Origin of the sequence: Proteus mirabilis ATCC 29906, assembly GCF_000160755.1 — a bacterium.
Lineage (GTDB): Bacteria > Pseudomonadota > Gammaproteobacteria > Enterobacterales > Enterobacteriaceae > Proteus > Proteus mirabilis.
In genome coordinates this window covers 138,982-156,996 of sequence record NZ_GG668579.1, presented here as the reverse complement: position 1 = coordinate 156,996, position 18,015 = coordinate 138,982, and the positions used below count along the sequence as shown (strand labels likewise).

At 37.7% G+C, this 18,015-nt stretch carries 16 protein-coding genes; 12 read left to right on the top strand and 4 right to left on the bottom strand.

Annotated features, from left to right (window positions below):
• Nucleotide 1 precedes the first annotated feature (1 nt).
• Together HMPREF0693_RS11665 and HMPREF0693_RS11660 are read right to left on the bottom strand one after the other, a co-directional pair.
• Nucleotides 2–772, bottom strand: a complete 771-nt coding sequence (locus HMPREF0693_RS11665; RefSeq protein ID WP_004245612.1) for an HAD family hydrolase — start codon at nucleotides 770–772, stop codon at nucleotides 2–4.
• The gene (locus HMPREF0693_RS11660) at nucleotides 765–1,910 is read right to left on the bottom strand and encodes a phosphoribosyltransferase domain-containing protein (protein ID WP_004245611.1); all 1,146 of its coding nucleotides are present in this window, start codon (nucleotides 1,908–1,910) and stop codon (nucleotides 765–767) included. The genes HMPREF0693_RS11665 and HMPREF0693_RS11660 overlap by 8 nt, the downstream gene beginning before the upstream one ends.
• Before the next feature lie 392 nt (nucleotides 1,911–2,302).
• Here HMPREF0693_RS11660 and HMPREF0693_RS11655 point away from each other — a divergent pair, with 392 nt between their 5' ends.
• From HMPREF0693_RS11655 to HMPREF0693_RS11630, 6 genes are all read left to right on the top strand, one after another.
• Nucleotides 2,303–2,887, top strand: a complete 585-nt coding sequence (locus HMPREF0693_RS11655) for a TerD family protein (protein ID WP_004245609.1) — start codon at nucleotides 2,303–2,305, stop codon at nucleotides 2,885–2,887.
• Nucleotides 2,888–4,060 carry a TerD family protein gene (locus HMPREF0693_RS11650; protein ID WP_004245608.1) on the top strand — a complete coding sequence of 391 codons (1,173 nt, stop codon included), beginning with the start codon at nucleotides 2,888–2,890 and terminating at the stop codon, nucleotides 4,058–4,060.
• Nucleotides 4,061–4,084: 24 nt separating this feature from the next.
• Nucleotides 4,085–4,540, top strand: coding sequence for a tellurite resistance TerB family protein (locus HMPREF0693_RS11645; RefSeq protein WP_004245607.1), 456 nt, complete (start codon nucleotides 4,085–4,087; stop codon nucleotides 4,538–4,540).
• 34 nt (nucleotides 4,541–4,574) lie between these two features.
• Nucleotides 4,575–5,600, top strand: coding sequence for a TerC/Alx family metal homeostasis membrane protein (locus tag HMPREF0693_RS11640; protein ID WP_004245605.1), 1,026 nt, complete (start codon nucleotides 4,575–4,577; stop codon nucleotides 5,598–5,600).
• Nucleotides 5,601–5,667: 67 nt separating this feature from the next.
• Nucleotides 5,668–6,246, top strand: coding sequence for a tellurium resistance membrane protein TerD (gene terD, locus HMPREF0693_RS11635; RefSeq protein WP_004249446.1), 579 nt, complete (start codon nucleotides 5,668–5,670; stop codon nucleotides 6,244–6,246).
• 76 nt (nucleotides 6,247–6,322) lie between these two features.
• On the top strand, nucleotides 6,323–6,898 hold the full coding sequence (locus HMPREF0693_RS11630; protein WP_004245603.1) for a TerD family protein: 576 nt from the start codon (nucleotides 6,323–6,325) through the stop codon (nucleotides 6,896–6,898).
• Nucleotides 6,899–6,994: 96 nt separating this feature from the next.
• Here HMPREF0693_RS11630 and HMPREF0693_RS11625 read toward each other — a convergent pair whose 3' ends face one another.
• A complete protein-coding gene (locus tag HMPREF0693_RS11625; RefSeq protein WP_004245602.1) occupies nucleotides 6,995–7,675 on the bottom strand; it encodes an HAD family hydrolase in 681 nt (226 codons plus the stop codon).
• A gap of 400 nt (nucleotides 7,676–8,075) precedes the next feature.
• Here HMPREF0693_RS11625 and HMPREF0693_RS11620 point away from each other — a divergent pair, with 400 nt between their 5' ends.
• The 3 genes from HMPREF0693_RS11620 to HMPREF0693_RS11610 all read left to right on the top strand — a co-directional run bounded on the left by HMPREF0693_RS11620 (nucleotide 8,076) and on the right by HMPREF0693_RS11610 (nucleotide 12,444).
• The gene (locus HMPREF0693_RS11620; protein WP_004245601.1) at nucleotides 8,076–9,644 is read left to right on the top strand and encodes a methyl-accepting chemotaxis protein; all 1,569 of its coding nucleotides are present in this window, start codon (nucleotides 8,076–8,078) and stop codon (nucleotides 9,642–9,644) included.
• Nucleotides 9,645–9,799: 155 nt separating this feature from the next.
• Entirely contained in the window at nucleotides 9,800–11,320 is a 1,521-nt protein-coding gene (locus tag HMPREF0693_RS11615; RefSeq protein WP_004245600.1) for a methyl-accepting chemotaxis protein, read from the top strand.
• Between the two features lie 224 nt (nucleotides 11,321–11,544).
• Nucleotides 11,545–12,444 (top strand): LysR family transcriptional regulator, encoded by a 900-nt coding sequence (locus HMPREF0693_RS11610; RefSeq protein ID WP_020946213.1) that lies wholly within the window; start codon nucleotides 11,545–11,547, stop codon nucleotides 12,442–12,444.
• 72 nt (nucleotides 12,445–12,516) lie between these two features.
• On the opposite strand, the gene HMPREF0693_RS11605 is transcribed toward HMPREF0693_RS11610, so the two are convergent.
• Nucleotides 12,517–14,802 carry an FdhF/YdeP family oxidoreductase gene (locus HMPREF0693_RS11605; RefSeq protein ID WP_004245594.1) on the bottom strand — a complete coding sequence of 762 codons (2,286 nt, stop codon included), beginning with the start codon at nucleotides 14,800–14,802 and terminating at the stop codon, nucleotides 12,517–12,519.
• 662 nt (nucleotides 14,803–15,464) lie between these two features.
• On the opposite strand from HMPREF0693_RS11605, the gene HMPREF0693_RS11600 reads away from it, so the two are divergent.
• Genes HMPREF0693_RS11600 through HMPREF0693_RS11590 form a run of 3 tightly spaced genes read left to right on the top strand, consistent with a single transcriptional unit; the run spans nucleotide 15,465 to nucleotide 17,981 of the window.
• On the top strand, nucleotides 15,465–16,817 hold the full coding sequence (locus tag HMPREF0693_RS11600) for a cytochrome ubiquinol oxidase subunit I (protein WP_004245592.1): 1,353 nt from the start codon (nucleotides 15,465–15,467) through the stop codon (nucleotides 16,815–16,817).
• A complete protein-coding gene (cydB, locus tag HMPREF0693_RS11595) occupies nucleotides 16,817–17,824 on the top strand; it encodes a cytochrome d ubiquinol oxidase subunit II (RefSeq protein WP_004245591.1) in 1,008 nt (335 codons plus the stop codon). Before HMPREF0693_RS11600 ends, cydB begins: the two co-directional genes overlap by 1 nt.
• Nucleotides 17,802–17,981 carry a DUF2474 domain-containing protein gene (locus HMPREF0693_RS11590; RefSeq protein WP_036932442.1) on the top strand — a complete coding sequence of 60 codons (180 nt, stop codon included), beginning with the start codon at nucleotides 17,802–17,804 and terminating at the stop codon, nucleotides 17,979–17,981. Before cydB ends, HMPREF0693_RS11590 begins: the two co-directional genes overlap by 23 nt.
• Nucleotides 17,982–18,015: the final 34 nt, after the last annotated feature.

Sequence of the window (18,015 nt, the reverse complement as noted above, 5' to 3'; positions counted from 1 at the left end):
TTTATTCTCCAAAAATTTTTGTGTTGATCGCATTCGCGAATTGGCTTTGGCGGGGGATAGCATACCAATTGCATAATTTCATAAAGCGATGATCACTTAGGCTATCGCCGAAACCAATTACAGGAAAAACGCCACGTTCTGCTTTTAATTTATTAAGCAAATAAGTGACGGCTTTACCTTTTTCAATTGGCTCAGGTAACCAAGCAATATTGTTACTGTTACGATGAATATAAAAACCTTTGGTTGAGAATATTTTTTCTATCTCATCACCGATAGCATATAGCTCATCTAATCGAGCGCTATCGTTATGCTTCATCACTAAATAAATGGGTAAATCATCATATTCATAGTTAATTCTCGCCCAACCATCAATATTACGTTCAGCCATTAATTGGGTAATAGATTGCTGTAACCTAAGTAAAGGTTGCTTATAAGGTGTTAAGCTTTGTGTGATATGGTGTTGCCATTGTTCATCTGCGACTTTTTCTGGGGTTAAGACAACAGCACCGTGTGTGGTAATAGCCCATGAATGAAAAGGAATAGTGACACGGCTCATTTCTTCCGTTCCACGTGCTGTGACTGGAATTAAATCAGCATGTTCTAGCATCCAATCAACCAGCATAGCTTGCTCTTGAGTCATAAAGCTACGTGGCGCTAAACTTCTATCCAACGCACCAGTTTTATAGGGGGCAAGCGCTAACTCATCCACCATTTTGCGACGAGTTTGAAATAAGGTATCGTCAAGATCGGCTAAAATAACGGGGTTAGTCATAGCTAATTACTTCAACAATAGGGGCAACTTTATAGAGAGCCTCAATAAGTTGACTATCAATACTTTCGGCAGGGGTTTCACAACAAAGCAGAATGCGATCAAATTGCTGATGAGCCACGTTATAGACAAAGTTAGGAATGCCTAATCCGTAATTATCAGTAAAAGTTATCGCTGATTGGATAGCAAAATTAGTGGCAATAGGTGAGCGAGTCGTCGAGCTATATTTTACAATAGCCCCTTGTTTTTCTAAGCGTTCTGCTAATAAAAAGGGTTCCCAGACAAATTCACCAGAGCCTAAAACCAATATTTTTTCACCCTCAGAAACATGAATAAATAGGCCAAGATCATTAGCAGGGGTTGTCATGCCTAAGCGTCCCCAGCTTTGTTTTCCTGTGATAGCAACCTGTCCTGAGGCAGTAATATTGACATTTGGCATAACAGGTAATGGTGCATCGGGATTGGCTTGCCATTGCCATTTTCCCTGCACTAAAGAGAAGGTTGTTATGGGTAATGGTGAACGCTTTTGCAGAGCATCACCACTCCAATCGGTTAATGTGACAGCAATAATCTGCTTAATTTGTGTTAACTTACCTTCTTCACGTAATGCAGACAGCAAGTTAAGAAAGGTATTACCTGTGGTTGCTTCATCATCAATTAACACAATGGTTTTCGCTTGCTGGATCCATTGGCGTTGTTCTAGGTTATGAGGCAAATAAAGTAGGTGATCAGTTGCATGGCTGTGATTTTCTTTAAATTTACAGAATAATTCACCATCAGCAATAGGATGGCGCGTTGAAGTAAGGTAGAGGGCTTGAGGATAGCGATCTCTTACTTCATCAAAAATTCCCGCACCTAAACCGACCGCAGTTTCTGCCATACCAATAAAAAGAATAGGGCCTTCTAGTGATTGAGGAAATTTTTTGGCCATTTGTTGATAAGTTTCACGCATTTTCTTAGGTGAAACAGGAATATGGCGCCCTAATACTTTACTGACAAACAAAAAAGCGCGCTTAGGGTTGCGTCTTTCCGCAATATCAAAAAGTTCATCAAGATGTTCTAATGAGCAATTTGGCGTTACGCTTAATGTGCCACAAGTGAGTTGGCGACGATAAACAGAAGAGCCAATCAAACTATTCATTATTCTTTATTATCCGTACTAATTAGTTTTTTAAGTGCATTTATCTGGGTATAAGCTAAGCCGTGTTGAACATAACGTCACATACTGTGAATGTTTAAGCTAAAACCTGTTTTCTCATCATGAAGTTTCTATTTAATCATGTCAATCATAATGTGATCTATTTTACTTTAATTTAAAATAATTAGGTTAATGCGGTATTTTTTGTTTTTAACTTAAGTTTTAATTGTGTTTATCTATAAAAATTTCTTTTATTTCAATATGTTTACAATCTCTTGAGGTAAGTTGATAAAAATAGACTTGCCGAACTACTTCATCATGATATGATGATTTATAATTTGTATTTATATGCAAGTGATATTGTTGTTTCATTCTACCTTTGAAGGGAGTTAATTATGGTTTCATTACGCAAGGATCAGACAGTCTCTCTCAGTAAACAAGCCCCTGCACTGAGTCACCTAATGTTTGGTTTAGGCTGGGATCCTATTAAGAAAAAGGGATTTCTCGGTGGACTCTTTGGTGGTAATAATTCGATAGATTTAGATGCAAGTTGTGTATTACTCGATGTAAATGGTAAACAAATCGATACTATTTGGTTTCGTAAACTAAAATCAACTTGTCAGTCCGTTATTCACTCAGGAGATAACTTAACAGGAGAGGGTGATGGTGATGATGAAACTATTTTTGTTGATTTAAATCGTCTTCCTTCATTGGTTGAATATTTGGTTTTCACTGTCAATAGTTTCCGTGGGCAGACTTTTAATGAAGTTGAAAATGCGTTTTGTCGAGTTGTCGATAAAACAACCAATAAAGAGCTTGCTCATTACAAATTAACGGAACAAGGCGCTCATACAGGGATCGTGATTGCCGCTTTACAACGTAATCACGGACAATGGGATTTCACGGCTTTTGGCTCACCTTGTAAAGGGCTTGTCATTGACGAGATGATGCCAGATATTTTGGCGACGGTGGTGCGATAAATGACCCTAACACCTGGCGGAAATATATCCGTACCTGATCAAACGTTAATGGTGCGTATTCACTCAGGCTCACTTGTTGATGTATCTGCATTTAGGCTTTATGCCTCAGGAAAAGTGAACGGTGATGCTGATATGGTGTTTTATGGTCAAACCACTAATGATGATCGTACTATTATTTATGCAACAGCAGGTAATAGCACGTCGTTTACGGTTGACTTAACTCGCTTACGTCCTGATGTCGATAGAATTGCTTTTACAGCTACTTGTGAGGGGCAACAAACCATTACTCATCTACAACATTTGTCTATTCAAGTTGATGCTAACAATAATGTCGTTGCGAACGGCCATGTTGATATCGATGGACGCACTGAAGCGGCATTAATTTTAGGTGAGCTATACCGTCGCAATGGAAGCTGGAAATTTCGGTTTATTGCACAAGGATTTAACGGTGGATTAAAACCATTGGCGGAATATTTTGGTGTTGATATTGCTGATCCTGAACCAGCACCAGCACCAGCACCAGCACCAGCACCAGCACCAGCACCAGCACCGAGCTCAGTGAAGTTAAGCAAGGTTTCGCTAACTAAAGAGAAACCGGCAATTAGCTTAACTAAAAAGGATGATTTCGGCAAAATCCGCATTAACCTCGATTGGCATCGAGAAAGTAAAAGCGGTGGTTCCGGGTTATTAGGTGGATTATTTGGTGGTAACAAAGGTATTGATTTAGATATTGGCGCCTTTGTTGAACTACAAGATGGTTATAAGTCAGTGATCCAAGCCTTAGGAAATGGATTCGGTGATTTTAATCGCATGCCTTATGTTGAGTTACAAGGTGATGATCGCACTGGTGATGTAGCGGGTGGCGAGTGGATTTTTATCAATGGACGTGAATGGAAAAATATCAAGCAAGTGCTTATTTTTACTTTTATTTATGAAGGGGTTCCTAACTGGAGTAAAACAGATGGTGTGGTCACTATTCATGTTCCCGAGCAACCACCTATCGAAACACGTTTAACGGATGGTAATAATGGTCGAGCTATGTGTGCCATCGCACGACTTGTTAATGAAAACGGATCAATCAAAGTTGAACGTCTCAATGAATTTTTTAAAGGCCATCGCGATATGGATAATGCCTACGGATGGGGATTTCGCTGGACTGCTGGATCTAAGTGAATACACGAAATAAGGAGAATAAAAATGAGTTTTTTCAATAAATTAAAAGAAGGTTTTAATTCCGGGCGAGCGGAGTTAACTAAGCAAGTCAGTCGTTTTAAAAACAAAAAATTTATGCAAGGTACGGTCGCAGTTTGTGCTCGTATCGCTATTGCCAGCGATGGTGTGAGTTCTGAAGAAAAGCAGAAGATGCTCGGTTTTTTAAAAGCATCAGAAGAGCTTAAAGTCTTTGATACCTCCGAGGTGATCGAATTCTTTAATAAGCTAATTAGCAGTTTTGAATTTGATACTGAAGTCGGTAAAGGTGAAACGATGAAGTATATTCTGGCAATGAAAGATCAGCCAGAAGCTGCACAATTAGCGATCCGTGTCGGTATTGCTGTTGCGAAAAGTGATGGTGATTTTGACAATGACGAAAAAGAGGCGGTGCGTGCTATTGCCGTTGCATTAGGCTTTGAGCCCGCAGAGTTTGATTTGTAATTAATTTTATATAGGGAACCGTTTAGGAATAATTATGGTATCCACACATATTGGTTTTCCGACAGAAACTGTCATTGTTTTTGTTGTACTTGCGATAGGCGCTATTTTTATCGATTTATTTATGCATCGTGCAGATAAGCCGATAACGTTAAAGAATGCTGTTTTTTGGTCAATATTCTGGGTAGTCGTTGCCATGGCATTCGCGGGTTTTTTATACGTCCACCATGGTGCAGAAGTTGCAAGCTTATTCGTGACGGGTTATGCATTAGAGAAAGTGCTGTCTGTCGATAACCTATTTGTCATGATGGCGATTTTCTCTTGGTTTGCGGTTCCTGATCGTTTCCGTCACCGCATTCTGTATTGGGGGATCATTGGTGCCATTGTATTCCGTGCGATCTTTGTTGCTATTGGTACCGGCTTATTAAGTTTAGGGCCTTACGTTGAGATAGTCTTTGCTCTGATTGTTGCTTGGACAGCCGTAATGATGCTGAGAAGTGGGAATGATAGTGAAGAAATTGAAGACTATTCACAGCATCTTGCTTATCGCTTAGTAAAACGATTTTTCCCTATATGGCCAAAAATTACTGGACATGCCTTCTTATTAACACAAAAAGAGGTTGATGTAGAGTTAGCAAAACCGGAAAACAAAGACATAACTATCGGGCGAGGTACAAAAGCTGCGTTATATGCGACACCGCTTATGTTGTGTGTGGCGGTGGTAGAGCTTTCTGATGTGATGTTTGCTTTCGATTCGGTGCCTGCAATCATTGCCGTTAGTCGTGAGCCACTGATTGTTTATAGTGCAATGATGTTCGCTATTTTGGGCTTACGTACTCTCTACTTTGTGTTAGAGGCATTAAAACAGTATCTGATTCACCTTGAAAAAGCGGTTATTGCATTGCTGTTCTTTATTGCTGTAAAGCTGGGGCTTAATGCAACAGATCATATTTGGCAGCATGGATATAGCATTTCCGCGACAACCAGCCTATTCGTAGTGCTTGGTGTTCTTGCTCTGGGTATTCTGGCAAGTTTTGTATTCCCAGAAAAAAAGAATAAATAAGGTAAATAATGATAACCGATATTCTTGGGAAATTAGAATATCGCAACATAAATTGAAGAGGTTGAAGATGAGCGTTTCTCTTTCTAAAGGTGGTAATGTTTCTTTAAGCAAAGCAGCCCCAACGATGAAAAACGTCCTAGTCGGACTTGGTTGGGATGCCCGTTCTACAGATGGTCAAGATTTTGACTTAGATGCATCTGCATTTCTGTTAGCCGCTAATGGAAAAGTACGTAGCGATGCCGATTTCATTTTTTATAACAACTTAAGATCTGCCGACGGCTCTGTTGTTCACACTGGTGATAACCGAACAGGTGAAGGTGATGGTGATGATGAAGCACTAAAAATCAAACTAGATACCATCCCCAGTGATGTCGAAAAAATTATCTTTGTAGTGACTATCCATGAAGCGCAAGCGCGTCGTCAAAGCTTTGGTCAGGTATCTGGTGCGTTTATTCGTTTAGTTAATGATGACAACCAAATTGAAGTTGCTCGTTATGATTTAACGGAAGATGCATCAACGGAAACGGCGATGTTATTTGGTGAGTTATATCGTCATAACGGTGAGTGGAAATTCCGTGCTGTAGGCCAAGGATATGCAGGGGGCTTAGGCTCAGTATGTGCGCAATATGGTATTAACGCCTCTTAATCGTATGTTATGAAATCACAAATTACTGGCAGTTATTCCTAATTGTCAGTTTATTCAACACAGTAGGAGCTTTGATATGGCTGTTTCCCTTGTTAAAGGTGGTAATGTTTCGCTAACTAAAGAAGCACCAACCATGACGGTGGCTATGGTTGGTTTAGGATGGGATGCCCGCGTGACAGATGGCGCTGAATTTGATTTAGATGCGTCAGTATTCATGGTCGGTGAAGATGGAAAAGTGCTTTCAGATGCAAGTTTTATCTTCTTTAATAATAAAGTGAGCCAATGTGGTAGTGTTGAACACCAAGGCGATAATCGTACTGGAGAAGGCGAAGGTGATGATGAACAAGTCAAAATCACTTTATCCAAAGTTCCTGCTGAAGTGAAAAAACTGGTTTTTGCTGTCACTATTTACGATGCTGAAAACCGCAAACAAAACTTTGGTATGGTGAGCAACAGTTTTATGCGCGTTTATAATAACGACAATAACACTGAAATTGCACGTTTTGATCTTTCTGAAGATGCCTCTACGGAGACGGCGATGATCTTTGGTGAACTCTATCGTCATGGTTCAGATTGGAAATTTAAAGCAGTAGGCCAAGGTTTTGCGGGTGGTTTAGGCGCACTAGCCGCACAACATGGCGTCAATATTTAATCTTTCGCTAATAAAAGCGCCAAGATGGCTAGATAAATAGTTAGTTTATGGATAAAGCGGGAAAATACGTTTCCCGCTTTATTTTTATATAATCACTTATGAGTCTTTTTTAAGCGTTATTTTAATAGGTGATTTTTTTGACTTATTACTTCCTGTGTGGAAATAGCGCCAATGTGGATCTTGTGCAGCATAGAGTAATTCATGATCACCACGTGAATCGCCCCACGCTCTTAAGTGGTATTGAGTAAGATCGCCATAGACACGCTCTAATCGTTTGATTTTTTCGCCACAACGGCAGTTATTGCCAATGATTTTTCCTGTCAGCACACCATCAACCACTTCAAGTGTTGTTCCTATTAACTTTATACCAAGTCGATCCGCAAAAGGTTGCAACACCATAGCTGGAGAAGCTGAACAAATGGTCACTTCAGCATGACGGTTAATCTCTTCAGCAACGGCTAATAAACCTGCAGGACGCATTAACTTAGTCCAGTAGGCTTTACAAAAGGCTTCGGCTTTTTCTTTGAGCCATTCTTCTTTGATATCGGTTAAAAAAGTTTTAATCAGCACTTCTTTTAATTCATCACGAGTCAGTTTACGTCTAAAACAACGTAATGTGGGGAATACCATTTTGATAATACGACGAGCAAATTTACGACGCCCAAAGGCAAACTTTAGAAAAGGGATAAAGCTATCGTGATAGGTTAAAGTACCATCAAAATCAAACACTGATAATGTTTTTACGGTGTTTTTTGCGTTTTCAAATTGTGGTTGCATAAATATTGAGCTCCGTAAATCATCAGAGTTTATGAGGTAAAGCGCCTATTATATCATTGTTCTCAAAATGAGATAGTATCATCAGTATCTTATTGAAAAAATAAGGTTTTTATTTTTAATCGTTGATGATATTAGTCATATAAAATGAAAATTGATATTGAGCATAAAGAAGAATGCACTAATTGATAGCGGATTATGTTTTAAAAGAATTGGTTTGTTTTATTTTATAATATACCAATAATTATAGCAGTTATTAAAAATAACTTATTTTGTTTATGATATAAAAATTTATTTAAAATAAAAATCAATGACCTAGTATTATCTCTAATAATTAAATAAAAATATCATTGTGTCGATAAAAAATAAATCTTATCGATATGCGCATATAGGTATTTTTATCATGAGTATTAAACGAACCGTAAAATTAGGCTCTTCTTTACTGTTATTGATTTTTATTCTATCGTCTGCCTTATCTTCATTTTTTATTTATAAAATGCAAAACAATTTTACTCAAGTTGATGTCTTATCTGCACGTTATGACGATGTGTTGATGGCTCGTTATCAACTGGCTATTATGCGTTCTAATGTCAATTATCTATTACAAGACAAAGATAGTCGTGTCGCAGATCGTAACAAAATTATTCAGCAAAATAAAAAGCTAGCTATCATGGCTAAAAACACCATGGAAACATGGGTGAAAGAGAAGAAAATGACTGTTGCAGCACAAAAAAATGCTGATGATATTTCGACGTTATTTTATAATCTGATAGATAAATTAGTTTTAGATCCTAATAAATTAGCGACAATAAAGATAAAAGCTAATCAATTTGATCAAGATTTTGAACATCTTGATCAATTATTTGAAAAATATATTCAGACTAGAAATAAAAATAGTCTCTACCTTACTCATAAACAAGATTCAATGGTTGAGTTTTCTATCTACTCAACAATTATCTCATTAATTATTTTATTAATTGTTTTGTACTTTGTGCTTCATTGGATCAATAAAACCTTTGTCTCTAATCTTAATACATTGTCTGAGATATTAAATAAAGTAGGTAATGCTGACTTGGTTTTTTCTGTACCACAAGTAAAAAATGATGAGTTTGGTAAACTTTTTTCTCGTGTCAGTGATATGCAAAAAGCATTAACCTCGACAATCTTTTCTGTCAAAAAAGAGGCTATGGATATAAAAGGGGGCGCATTTAAAATTGCTTCTGGTAATCAAGAGCTTTCATCTCGTACAGAAGAACAATCCAGTGCTTTACAACAAACCGCTGCCAGTATGGAGCAGATCAAAATAGCCGTTGCTAACAATACCGATAACACAATTGAAGCAAATAATATTATTAATCAATCTACTGACATTGTTATGGATGGCGCTAATGTCATGAAAGAAGCCGTGTTATCGATGAAGAAAATAGAACAAGGTGCAGTGAAAGTTGGGGAAATTAATGATGTTATTAATAAATTAGCCAATCAAACTAATATTTTGGCCTTAAATGCCGCCGTAGAAGCAGCAAGAGCAGGCGAACAAGGGCGTGGGTTCACCGTTGTGGCCGCTGAGGTACGGAACTTAGCCGCAAAAAGTGCTGAAGCAGCAAAAGAGATTAGCCAAGTTCTTAAAGCATCTATCAATGATGTTACCTATGGTACAAATTTAGTGAATAAAAGCGGTGAGTGCATGCAAGAGATTGTCTCTTCCATTTCAAAAGTAAACAAGATCATGCAAGGGATTAGTTTAGCGTCGGAAGAGCAACGTCTTGGTGTCGAACAAATTGCAGTAGCAATTAATCAAATGGATACGGTAGTACAACAAAATGCCTCTTTGGTCGATCTCGCCGCCTCTTCTACCATGATGTTAAACGATAAAGCACAAGTGCTGATGGATAATGTCGCAGTCTTTAATATTGACGATCTTGAAAAAGAGCCAGAGCAGAAACAAGAGTTAATCAATGAACAAGAATAAACTACCATAATAGTATAAAACATCATCTTTTATCACTGAGGGTGGTGTGTGTAAAACATTTGTGTCGATAATTCTGATTAATGAGTAAATAAAATCTATCCACTGCCGATATATGAATACATTTATGTTATTTAATTACCGGGGTGGATTATTTCATGAGTATTGAAAGAACAGCGAAAGTAGGCTCTATTATACTATTAGCTATTTTCTTAGTGACATCAGCTTTATCATCGTTTTTTATTTATCAAATGCAGGATAATTTTGCTTCATTAAACTCGTTAACTACGAGATTAAATAATGTGCAAGAGGCAAGATATGAACTAGCAACCATACGCTCTCATGTTAACTTTTTAGTCAATATTGGTCATGAAAATTTAGATATGCAAGAAACCAAAGCTCGATTAGTTTCTGAAGCTAAAACATTAGCGGCTAAATCAAAAGAGACAATTAACGATTGGGAAAGGGAAAGCAAAATCAGTGCTGACGCACAAAGAAACTCAGAACAATTATCGGCACTATTTATCAAACTCGTCGATACTATTATTACGCCTATTGATACGCTAGCTTATGAAAATATTGATTTATCGAAAGATTTTTCAAAACTTGCTGAGTTGTTTGATGAATACTTAGTGATAACTCAAAATGTTAATGATCAAATTGAAGACGAACAAAAATGGATGTTTCAACTCTTTATTTACACTACATGTATTGCTTTAGTGATACTGATTGGACTGCTTTATTTAGTGATCCGTTGGGTTAATAAAACCTTTCTCTTTAACCTCAATACGCTCTCTGCCATTTTGCAAAAAGTGGGAGAAGGGAATTTAAACTTCTCGTTACCCAAAAATAGAAAAGATGAGTTTGGTACACTATTTTCTCATGTCGGTGATATGCAAAATGCACTGACATCGACTATTGGTTTGGTGAAAGAAGAAGCATTAGTGATCAAAAGCGGTTCAGCAGAAATCGCAGCGGGTAATCAAGATCTCTCTTCTCGTACAGAGGAGCAAGCGAGTGCATTGCAACAAACCGCAGCCAGCATGGAAGAGATAAAAATTGCGGTAGTGAATAATACCAATAATGCCGTATTAGCAAACTCTATCACAGCACAAACGCGTGATTTGGCTATCGATGGCGCTAGCATTATGAATGATGCCATTACTTCGATGAAAAAAATTGAAGTCGGTACGTTAAAAGTCGCTGAAATCAATGACGTGGTAAACAATATTGCCAGTCAAACCAATATTCTTGCGTTGAATGCGGCAGTGGAAGCCGCTCGTGCAGGGGAGCAAGGGCGGGGTTTTACAGTTGTTGCAACAGAGGTTCGCAATTTAGCAGCCAGAAGTGCGGAAGCCGCTCGTGAAATTAATCAGATTATTCGAGCTTCTGTGGCGGATGTCGCACATGGTCGTGAACTGGTTAATAAAACCGGTGAGCATATACAAGAAATTGTCACCTCAATTACCAAAGTAAGCGATATCATGCAGGGAATTAGCATTGCATCGGAAGAGCAAAAAGTGGGAATTGAACAAATAGCCGTCGCGATAAATCAAATGGATTCTGTGGTTCAGCAAAATGCGGCTTTAGTAGAACAAGGAGCCACCTCAACCATGATGTTAGATGAAAAAGCACAAAATCTGACCGATAAAGTATCAGTTTTTCAAATCAAAGAATAAGCTTATCTTTAATTAATACACTAATATTTTAGTAAAAATAAACTCACCTTAGTTGCAATATTAGGGTGAGTTTTTTTTATTTTATGGCTAATCGATAAGGCGACTATTTCTTTTCTCTTCGTTTATTATTGAAAAATAATTATAGACAGCGCAAACTTTAGTGTTGTTAATAGTGCAATATAAAAACAGATAACTATTCCCTTCACCTGCAAATGACGAGGTTATTGCGTATCGATATTAAACAGTTATTTTATTTAATCGCTTTGGATAAAACGCAACATTTTGGTCAAGCTGCCGAGATGTGCCATGTTACACAACCTACCTTATCAATGCGATTACGTAATTTAGAAAAAGAGCTTGATGTGGTTCTTATCAAGCGTAGTTCTCGCTTTGAGGGATTTACCGAAGAAGGTGAGAAAATATTAAAATGGGCGAAAACTATGCAATCTGCTTACGATGGATTACAAGCAGAAGCCGCTAACTTTCGACAGCAACTATTTGGGCAACTGCGTATAGGTATTGTGCCTTTAACCAATTTAAATCCTATGCTGATGTTGCAGAAAATATCGGCACTATTCCCTGAGATAAGTTTTCAGGTGCTCTCAACGAATAGTGAAAATATTATAGATCGTCTTAATAGTAATAGTCTTGATATTGGTATCTGCTATTTGGAAAAAGCGAATACTCAACAGCATGAAATTTATGCATTAAAACAAACGGAGTTAGGGCTTTTATTTCATCGCAATCACTTTATGCCTTCAACAAGAACTATCTCGTGGCATGAAGCGGTTAAACAACCATTGGCTTTATTAAATAAAGAGAATCACTTTAGGCAATCCGTGGATTTAGCTTTTCAGCGTTATAACTTACACCCCAAGGTGTTGGTCGAAAGTAGTTCTACATTACATCTTATACAATCAGTTAATGCAGGGTTTTGCGCCTCGATTGTCCCTATTGCTAAAGGTATGGAAAATCTCAGCCAAGATCTAGATGTTGTACCTATTGTTGATGCAACCATTAATGCCCCATTGGGGATTGTGATCCGCAAAGAAGAGCCGCGCTCTATATTAATTGAAAAATGCTTTGCACAAATGCGTACTTACTTAGAAAGTACAGGTCTATAGATGGATAGAGATAAAAAGGCGAGTATTAATAAATAGCTCGCCTTTGTTTTTTGTTTTGCGTATGAATTATGATTAAGCGACTTGTGTTTTTTTATCATAAATTCTGACAGGTATTGCTTTATAAGAGGGGGTTCCACTCTCTTTATCAATATAATCTAATGGTACAAGGACATTGGCTTCTGGGTAATAAGCGGCCACTGTGCCAGGAGCAATGCTAAATGAAACAACAGTTATATTATCAAGCTGTAGTTTTCTATTTTCGCTGACCGTTTCAATGGTGACTTTATCACCTTCGTTTAAGCCTCTTGCTATCATATCGACATTATTCATAAACAGTATATCGCGTCTACCAAAGATGCCACGATAGCGATCATCAAGTGCATAAATGGTCGTATTATATTGGTCATGACTACGAATAGTGACTAAACGAAGAACATCATCACCCATGACCATTTTATTCTCTTTCACACCTTTAAATACCGAGAACATGGCTTTACCTGTGGGGGTATTCCAAACTCTCTCAACGGCAGGGAGTGGCATACGGAAACCACCGGGGATACGAATTCGTTGGTTGTAATTATCAAATCCGGGAATGGTTTTTTCAATCATATCGCGAATAAGATCATAACTTTCCGTAAATCTTAGCCATGGGGTTTTGCTATCTGTCAGTGTTGCAGCAGCCATTTTTGCAACAATGACAGGCTCTGATTTTAATAATGGTGAAGCGGGTGTTAATTTGCCAGAAGAGGCATGCACCATTGACATTGAGTCTTCGACCGTGATCGATTGACGACCTAATGCTTGTACATCTAATTCTGTTCTTCCCAAGCAAGGTAATATAAAGGTATTTTTTGCCGTTAATAAATGAGAGCGATTTAATTTAGTGCCGATGTGTACACTTAAATCAAGCTTTCTCATTGCAGCAAATGATTGTTGAGGGTCGGGTAATGCCACGGCAAAATTACCCCCTAAACAAATTAACGCTTTTGCTTTGCCATCAACCATCGCTTGCATTGCGTTAACTGCATCGTGACCATGTTTATAAGGTGGTTTAAAACCAAAAGTTTGTTCTATTTTTTGTAAAAATTCGACAGATGGTTTTTCTGTGATCCCAACAGTTCGGTTACCTTGCACATTAGAGTGCCCACGTAATGGGCATATGCCAGCACCCAGTTTACCAATATTCCCTTTTATTAATAACAAATCAGCAATCAGACGCACATTCGCTGTACCTTTGTTATGTTGGGTGATCCCCATACCATAGGTAATAATGGTGGCCGGAGAATTGGCATAAAGGAGTGCGACACTCTCAATATCTGCTTGCGAAAGGCCACTTTCACTTTCAATATCTTGCCAAGAAGTTTGTTTAAGATCTTCAACTACGGCTTCAAAACCTAGTGTATGCTCAGCAATAAAATCGTGGTCGAGAATATCTCCACGCTCATTATCCCACTCAATTAAGGTTTTCATAATGCCTTTTAACGCCGCAGCATCACCACCGGCTTTGACTTGATAATAAGATGAGGCGATATTGGTTGAGCTATAAGTCGCCATCTCAATAACACTTTGAGGGTCGGTAAATCGCTCTAAAGCACGTTCTTTCAATGGATTAAATACAACAATAGGTACACCACGACGAGCTACTTCATGCAGTGTTCCCATCATTCTTGGGTGATTAGTTCCAGGGTTATGTCCAATGGCAATAATGAGTTGAGTGTTATCAAAGTCATCTAAAGAAACTGTGCCTTTACCTATGCCAATCGATTGAGGTAAGCCTACACTAGTCGGTTCATGACACATATTTGAGCAATCAGGAAAATTATTGGTGCCATATTCTCGCGCAAACAGTTGGAATAGATACGCGGCTTCGTTGGAAGCTCTACCTGAGGTGTAGAATTCAACACTATCAGGTGATGGCATATTTCTTAATAGCTCACCAATACGAGTAAATGCTTGCTCCCAAGTCACAGGACGAAGAGTGTCAGTATCTGCATCATAAGCGAGAGGATGGGTTAAACGACCGTAGCCTTCTAATTCGAAGTCTGACTTTGTCAGCAATTCTGTTACGGTATGTTGTGCTAAAAATTCAGGTGTGACTCTTTTTTTTGTTGCTTCCCATGTGACCGCTTTAGCTCCATTTTCACAAAATTGGAAAGTAGAATGATGCTCTTTGTCTGGCCATGCACAGCCGGGGCAATCAAAACCATCAGGCTGATTAGTATTAAGCAATGTTTTAGGTGCAATAAAAGCATCCATTTGAGTGCGTACCGCGATTGCTGTTGCTTTTAATGCCCCCCATCCTCCTGCGGGTCCATTATAGGGTTTCACTCCAGGAATAGGTGATTTTTTCTTACTCATATAGGCATTCCTAAAACGTTAATAATAATATTTAATGATGAATAGTTGGCAGGTGAATATAAAAAGCAATATGGTTATATAATTTAAAATATATTTCTTACTAGGAATAAAGGATATATTCAAACTTGTTAATACCAATAAATAATAAGTTATTGGTATTAAAATTATATAATCTGCAATTCTTCTGTTACTTAAGAAGTTAAAATAATGTAATTATATTGTCAATGAGTAAAATAGGCTAAATGACGCTTTATAACTTTATTTTATATGATGATAGAGCATATCTATCGTGTGATAAAATCAATTTATTTGACTCTCTGTTATTACTTGGTTAAAAATGTTAGTATGCTAATGGACAAGTTTTTTAAACTTGATTTATTGAAAAAATGACGAAATAACAGTTTGTTGGCTACCATGGTATCGTTATGTGATTTATTACGTAATGATTTTTTGTTGTTCTCTTTTTTAGTAATTAAGAGAGGGGAATTTAAATAGTATATCTATATAAACTCACTATCTTCAGTTTTTACTTTCTGAAAATAAAGTGAGGTTAATCAGCATTCATAATAAAAACTAAATAAGATTTTTGTGAGAAAAATATAATTAGGATAATAGATAATGAATAAATTTATAGAATATAGATTTATATCGAGAGAGGCATTATGTTTGGATTAGATGCTTTTCACCTAGCAAGAATACAATTCGCGTTTACCGTTTCATTTCATATTATATTCCCTGCTATCACCATAGGATTAGCTAGCTTTCTAGCCCTATTAGAAGGCTTATGGTTAAAAACAAAAGAACCAAGTTACCTTTCTTTATATCAGTTTTGGATAAAAATTTTTGCCGTAAACTTTGGCATGGGGGTGGTATCAGGGTTAGTGATGGCATATCAATTCGGGACTAACTGGAGTGGTTTTTCACAATTTGCCGGTAGTATCACAGGGCCGATGCTAACTTATGAAGTCTTGACCGCCTTTTTCTTAGAAGCGGGATTTCTTGGCATTATGTTGTTTGGTTGGAATAAAGTGGGGCGAAAACTTCACTTCTTTGCAACTTGTATGGTAGCGCTTGGCACATTGATTTCTACTTTTTGGATCTTGTCATCCAATAGTTGGATGCAAACACCACAAGGCTATGCTATTGAAAATGGTGTTGTCGTGCCTGTTGATTGGCTACAGGTCGTGTTTAATCCTTCCTTCCCTTACCGTTTATTGCATATGTCTATTGGGGCTTTTTTAGCCAGTGCTTTATTTATCGCCTCTTGTGCCGCATGGTTATTATTAAAAGGACAAAATACAGCACCTGTACGAAAAATGTTTTCTATGGCCTTATGGTTAGTACTAATTATTGCCCCCATACAAGCGTTTGTAGGAGATGCTCATGGATTAAATACACTAGAACATCAACCGGCTAAAATCGCAGCTATAGAAGGGCATTGGGATAATGCAACGAAAGAAGCGACTCCGCTGATTTTATTTGGCATCCCAGATATGGCGGAAGAAAAAACAAAATATGCGATTGAAATTCCTTATTTAGGTAGCCTGATCCTTACCCATAGTTTAGATAAGCAAATTCCGGCATTAAAAAGTTTTGCACCGGAAGATAGACCTAATTCTAGCATTATATTTTGGTCATTTAGAGTCATGGCAGGATTAGGTATGCTGATGATTTGTTTAGGTTTGTTGAGTATTATTTTACGTAAGAAGAAAAGACTCTATCACTCACCCTTTTTCTTACGCTTTGCTTTATTAATGGGGCCTACAGGACTGATTGCGATCCTTGCGGGGTGGTTTACCACAGAAATTGGCCGTCAGCCTTGGGTTGTTTATGGTCTACAACGTACCAAAGATGCCGTTTCTGCTCATGGTGATATTCAAATGAGTTTGAGCTTATTGGCCTTTATTTTGGTTTATTTTTCAGTATTTGGCATCGGGTATTTTTATATGGTGCATCTGATGAAGAAAGGCCCTGTAGTGCTTAAATCCGACCAATTAACACAGGGTGAAAAATAATGAATATTGATTTTTCGATGATTTGGTTTGCGATCATTATTTTTGCCACACTTATGTATATTATTGCAGATGGATTTGATCTGGGGATTGGCATTATTTTGCCTTTTACCCGAGATAAAATACAAAGAGATACCATGATTAATAGTGTGGCACCAGTTTGGGACGGCAATGAAACATGGTTAGTATTAGGAGGGGCTGCGCTCTATGGTGCTTTTCCTCTTGCCTATGCAGTTATTATTGATGCGTTAACAATACCACTGACATTGATGCTTATTGGGCTTATTTTCCGTGGTGTGGCATTTGAATTTCGCGTTAATGCACTTCCTAAACATCGCCTATTTTGGGATTCAGCTTTTATTGGTGGCTCTTTTCTTGCTACTTTTTGCCAAGGGATCACAGTAGGTGCAGTTATTAATGGTTTTAATGTGACAGAGCGCCATTTCAGTGGCTCGGCATTGGATTGGTTAACACCATTCCCTATTTTCTGTGGTTTTGCTTTGTTAGTCACTTATGCATTGTTAGGCAGTTCATGGTTGATTATGAAAACAGAGCATCAACTGCATCGTAAAATGTGCACTATAACGGTGTATCTGGCTATTACATTGCTGGTGGTGATTGCAATAGTAAGCTTATGGACACCACTTACACATGCAGATATTGCACAACGCTGGTTTAGTTTACCTAATTTATACTTTTTATTACCTGTTCCGTTGCTCGTATTGGCTTGTGCTTGGGGCATTGTTCGTAGTGCCTATAACTATGGTCATTATCAGCCTTTTCTATTATCACTTTTATTGGTACTTATTGGTTTTGCAGGATTAGGGATCAGTATCTTTCCTTATATTATTCCACCTTCTATTTCGATTTGGCAGGCGGCAGCTCCTGTTTTAAGTCAGAAATTTATGTTAGTTGGGGCGGTTATAATTATTCCTGTGATATTAGCCTATACCAGTTGGAGTTATTATGTATTTCGTGGAAAGGTAAATGCCAATGGAAGTTATCATTAGTCATTTTTTAACAATAAAACCAACGAAAAATAAAGCTCGTTGGTATCAACAAATCGGATGGATGATAATTATTTGGTCTTTAAGTGTATTAAGTCTTGCAATTATCGCCTCATTATTTAAATTATTAATGTACAGCGCAGGAATGAGAACGCATTAATAACATAAAAAATGTATTGTTAATAAAAAAGGCA

What these genes read in the sequence shown, in the direction of transcription:
- cydB (WP_004245591.1), top strand. Translation starts at nt 16,817, where the DNA reads ATGAATATTGATTTTTCGATGATTTGGTTTGCGATCATTATTTTTGCC.
- HMPREF0693_RS11620 (WP_004245601.1), top strand. Translation starts at nt 8,076, where the DNA reads ATGAGTATTAAACGAACCGTAAAATTAGGCTCTTCTTTACTGTTATTG.
- HMPREF0693_RS11600 (WP_004245592.1), top strand. Translation starts at nt 15,465, where the DNA reads ATGTTTGGATTAGATGCTTTTCACCTAGCAAGAATACAATTCGCGTTT.
- HMPREF0693_RS11660 (WP_004245611.1), bottom strand. Translation starts at nt 1,910, where the DNA reads ATGAATAGTTTGATTGGCTCTTCTGTTTATCGTCGCCAACTCACTTGT.
- HMPREF0693_RS11655 (WP_004245609.1), top strand. Translation starts at nt 2,303, where the DNA reads ATGGTTTCATTACGCAAGGATCAGACAGTCTCTCTCAGTAAACAAGCC.
- HMPREF0693_RS11615 (WP_004245600.1), top strand. Translation starts at nt 9,800, where the DNA reads ATGAGTATTGAAAGAACAGCGAAAGTAGGCTCTATTATACTATTAGCT.
- HMPREF0693_RS11625 (WP_004245602.1), bottom strand. Translation starts at nt 7,675, where the DNA reads ATGCAACCACAATTTGAAAACGCAAAAAACACCGTAAAAACATTATCA.
- HMPREF0693_RS11650 (WP_004245608.1), top strand. Translation starts at nt 2,888, where the DNA reads ATGACCCTAACACCTGGCGGAAATATATCCGTACCTGATCAAACGTTA.
- HMPREF0693_RS11590 (WP_036932442.1), top strand. Translation starts at nt 17,802, where the DNA reads ATGCCAATGGAAGTTATCATTAGTCATTTTTTAACAATAAAACCAACG.
- terD (WP_004249446.1), top strand. Translation starts at nt 5,668, where the DNA reads ATGAGCGTTTCTCTTTCTAAAGGTGGTAATGTTTCTTTAAGCAAAGCA.
- HMPREF0693_RS11645 (WP_004245607.1), top strand. Translation starts at nt 4,085, where the DNA reads ATGAGTTTTTTCAATAAATTAAAAGAAGGTTTTAATTCCGGGCGAGCG.
- HMPREF0693_RS11640 (WP_004245605.1), top strand. Translation starts at nt 4,575, where the DNA reads ATGGTATCCACACATATTGGTTTTCCGACAGAAACTGTCATTGTTTTT.
- HMPREF0693_RS11665 (WP_004245612.1), bottom strand. Translation starts at nt 772, where the DNA reads ATGACTAACCCCGTTATTTTAGCCGATCTTGACGATACCTTATTTCAA.
- HMPREF0693_RS11630 (WP_004245603.1), top strand. Translation starts at nt 6,323, where the DNA reads ATGGCTGTTTCCCTTGTTAAAGGTGGTAATGTTTCGCTAACTAAAGAA.
- HMPREF0693_RS11605 (WP_004245594.1), bottom strand. Translation starts at nt 14,802, where the DNA reads ATGAGTAAGAAAAAATCACCTATTCCTGGAGTGAAACCCTATAATGGA.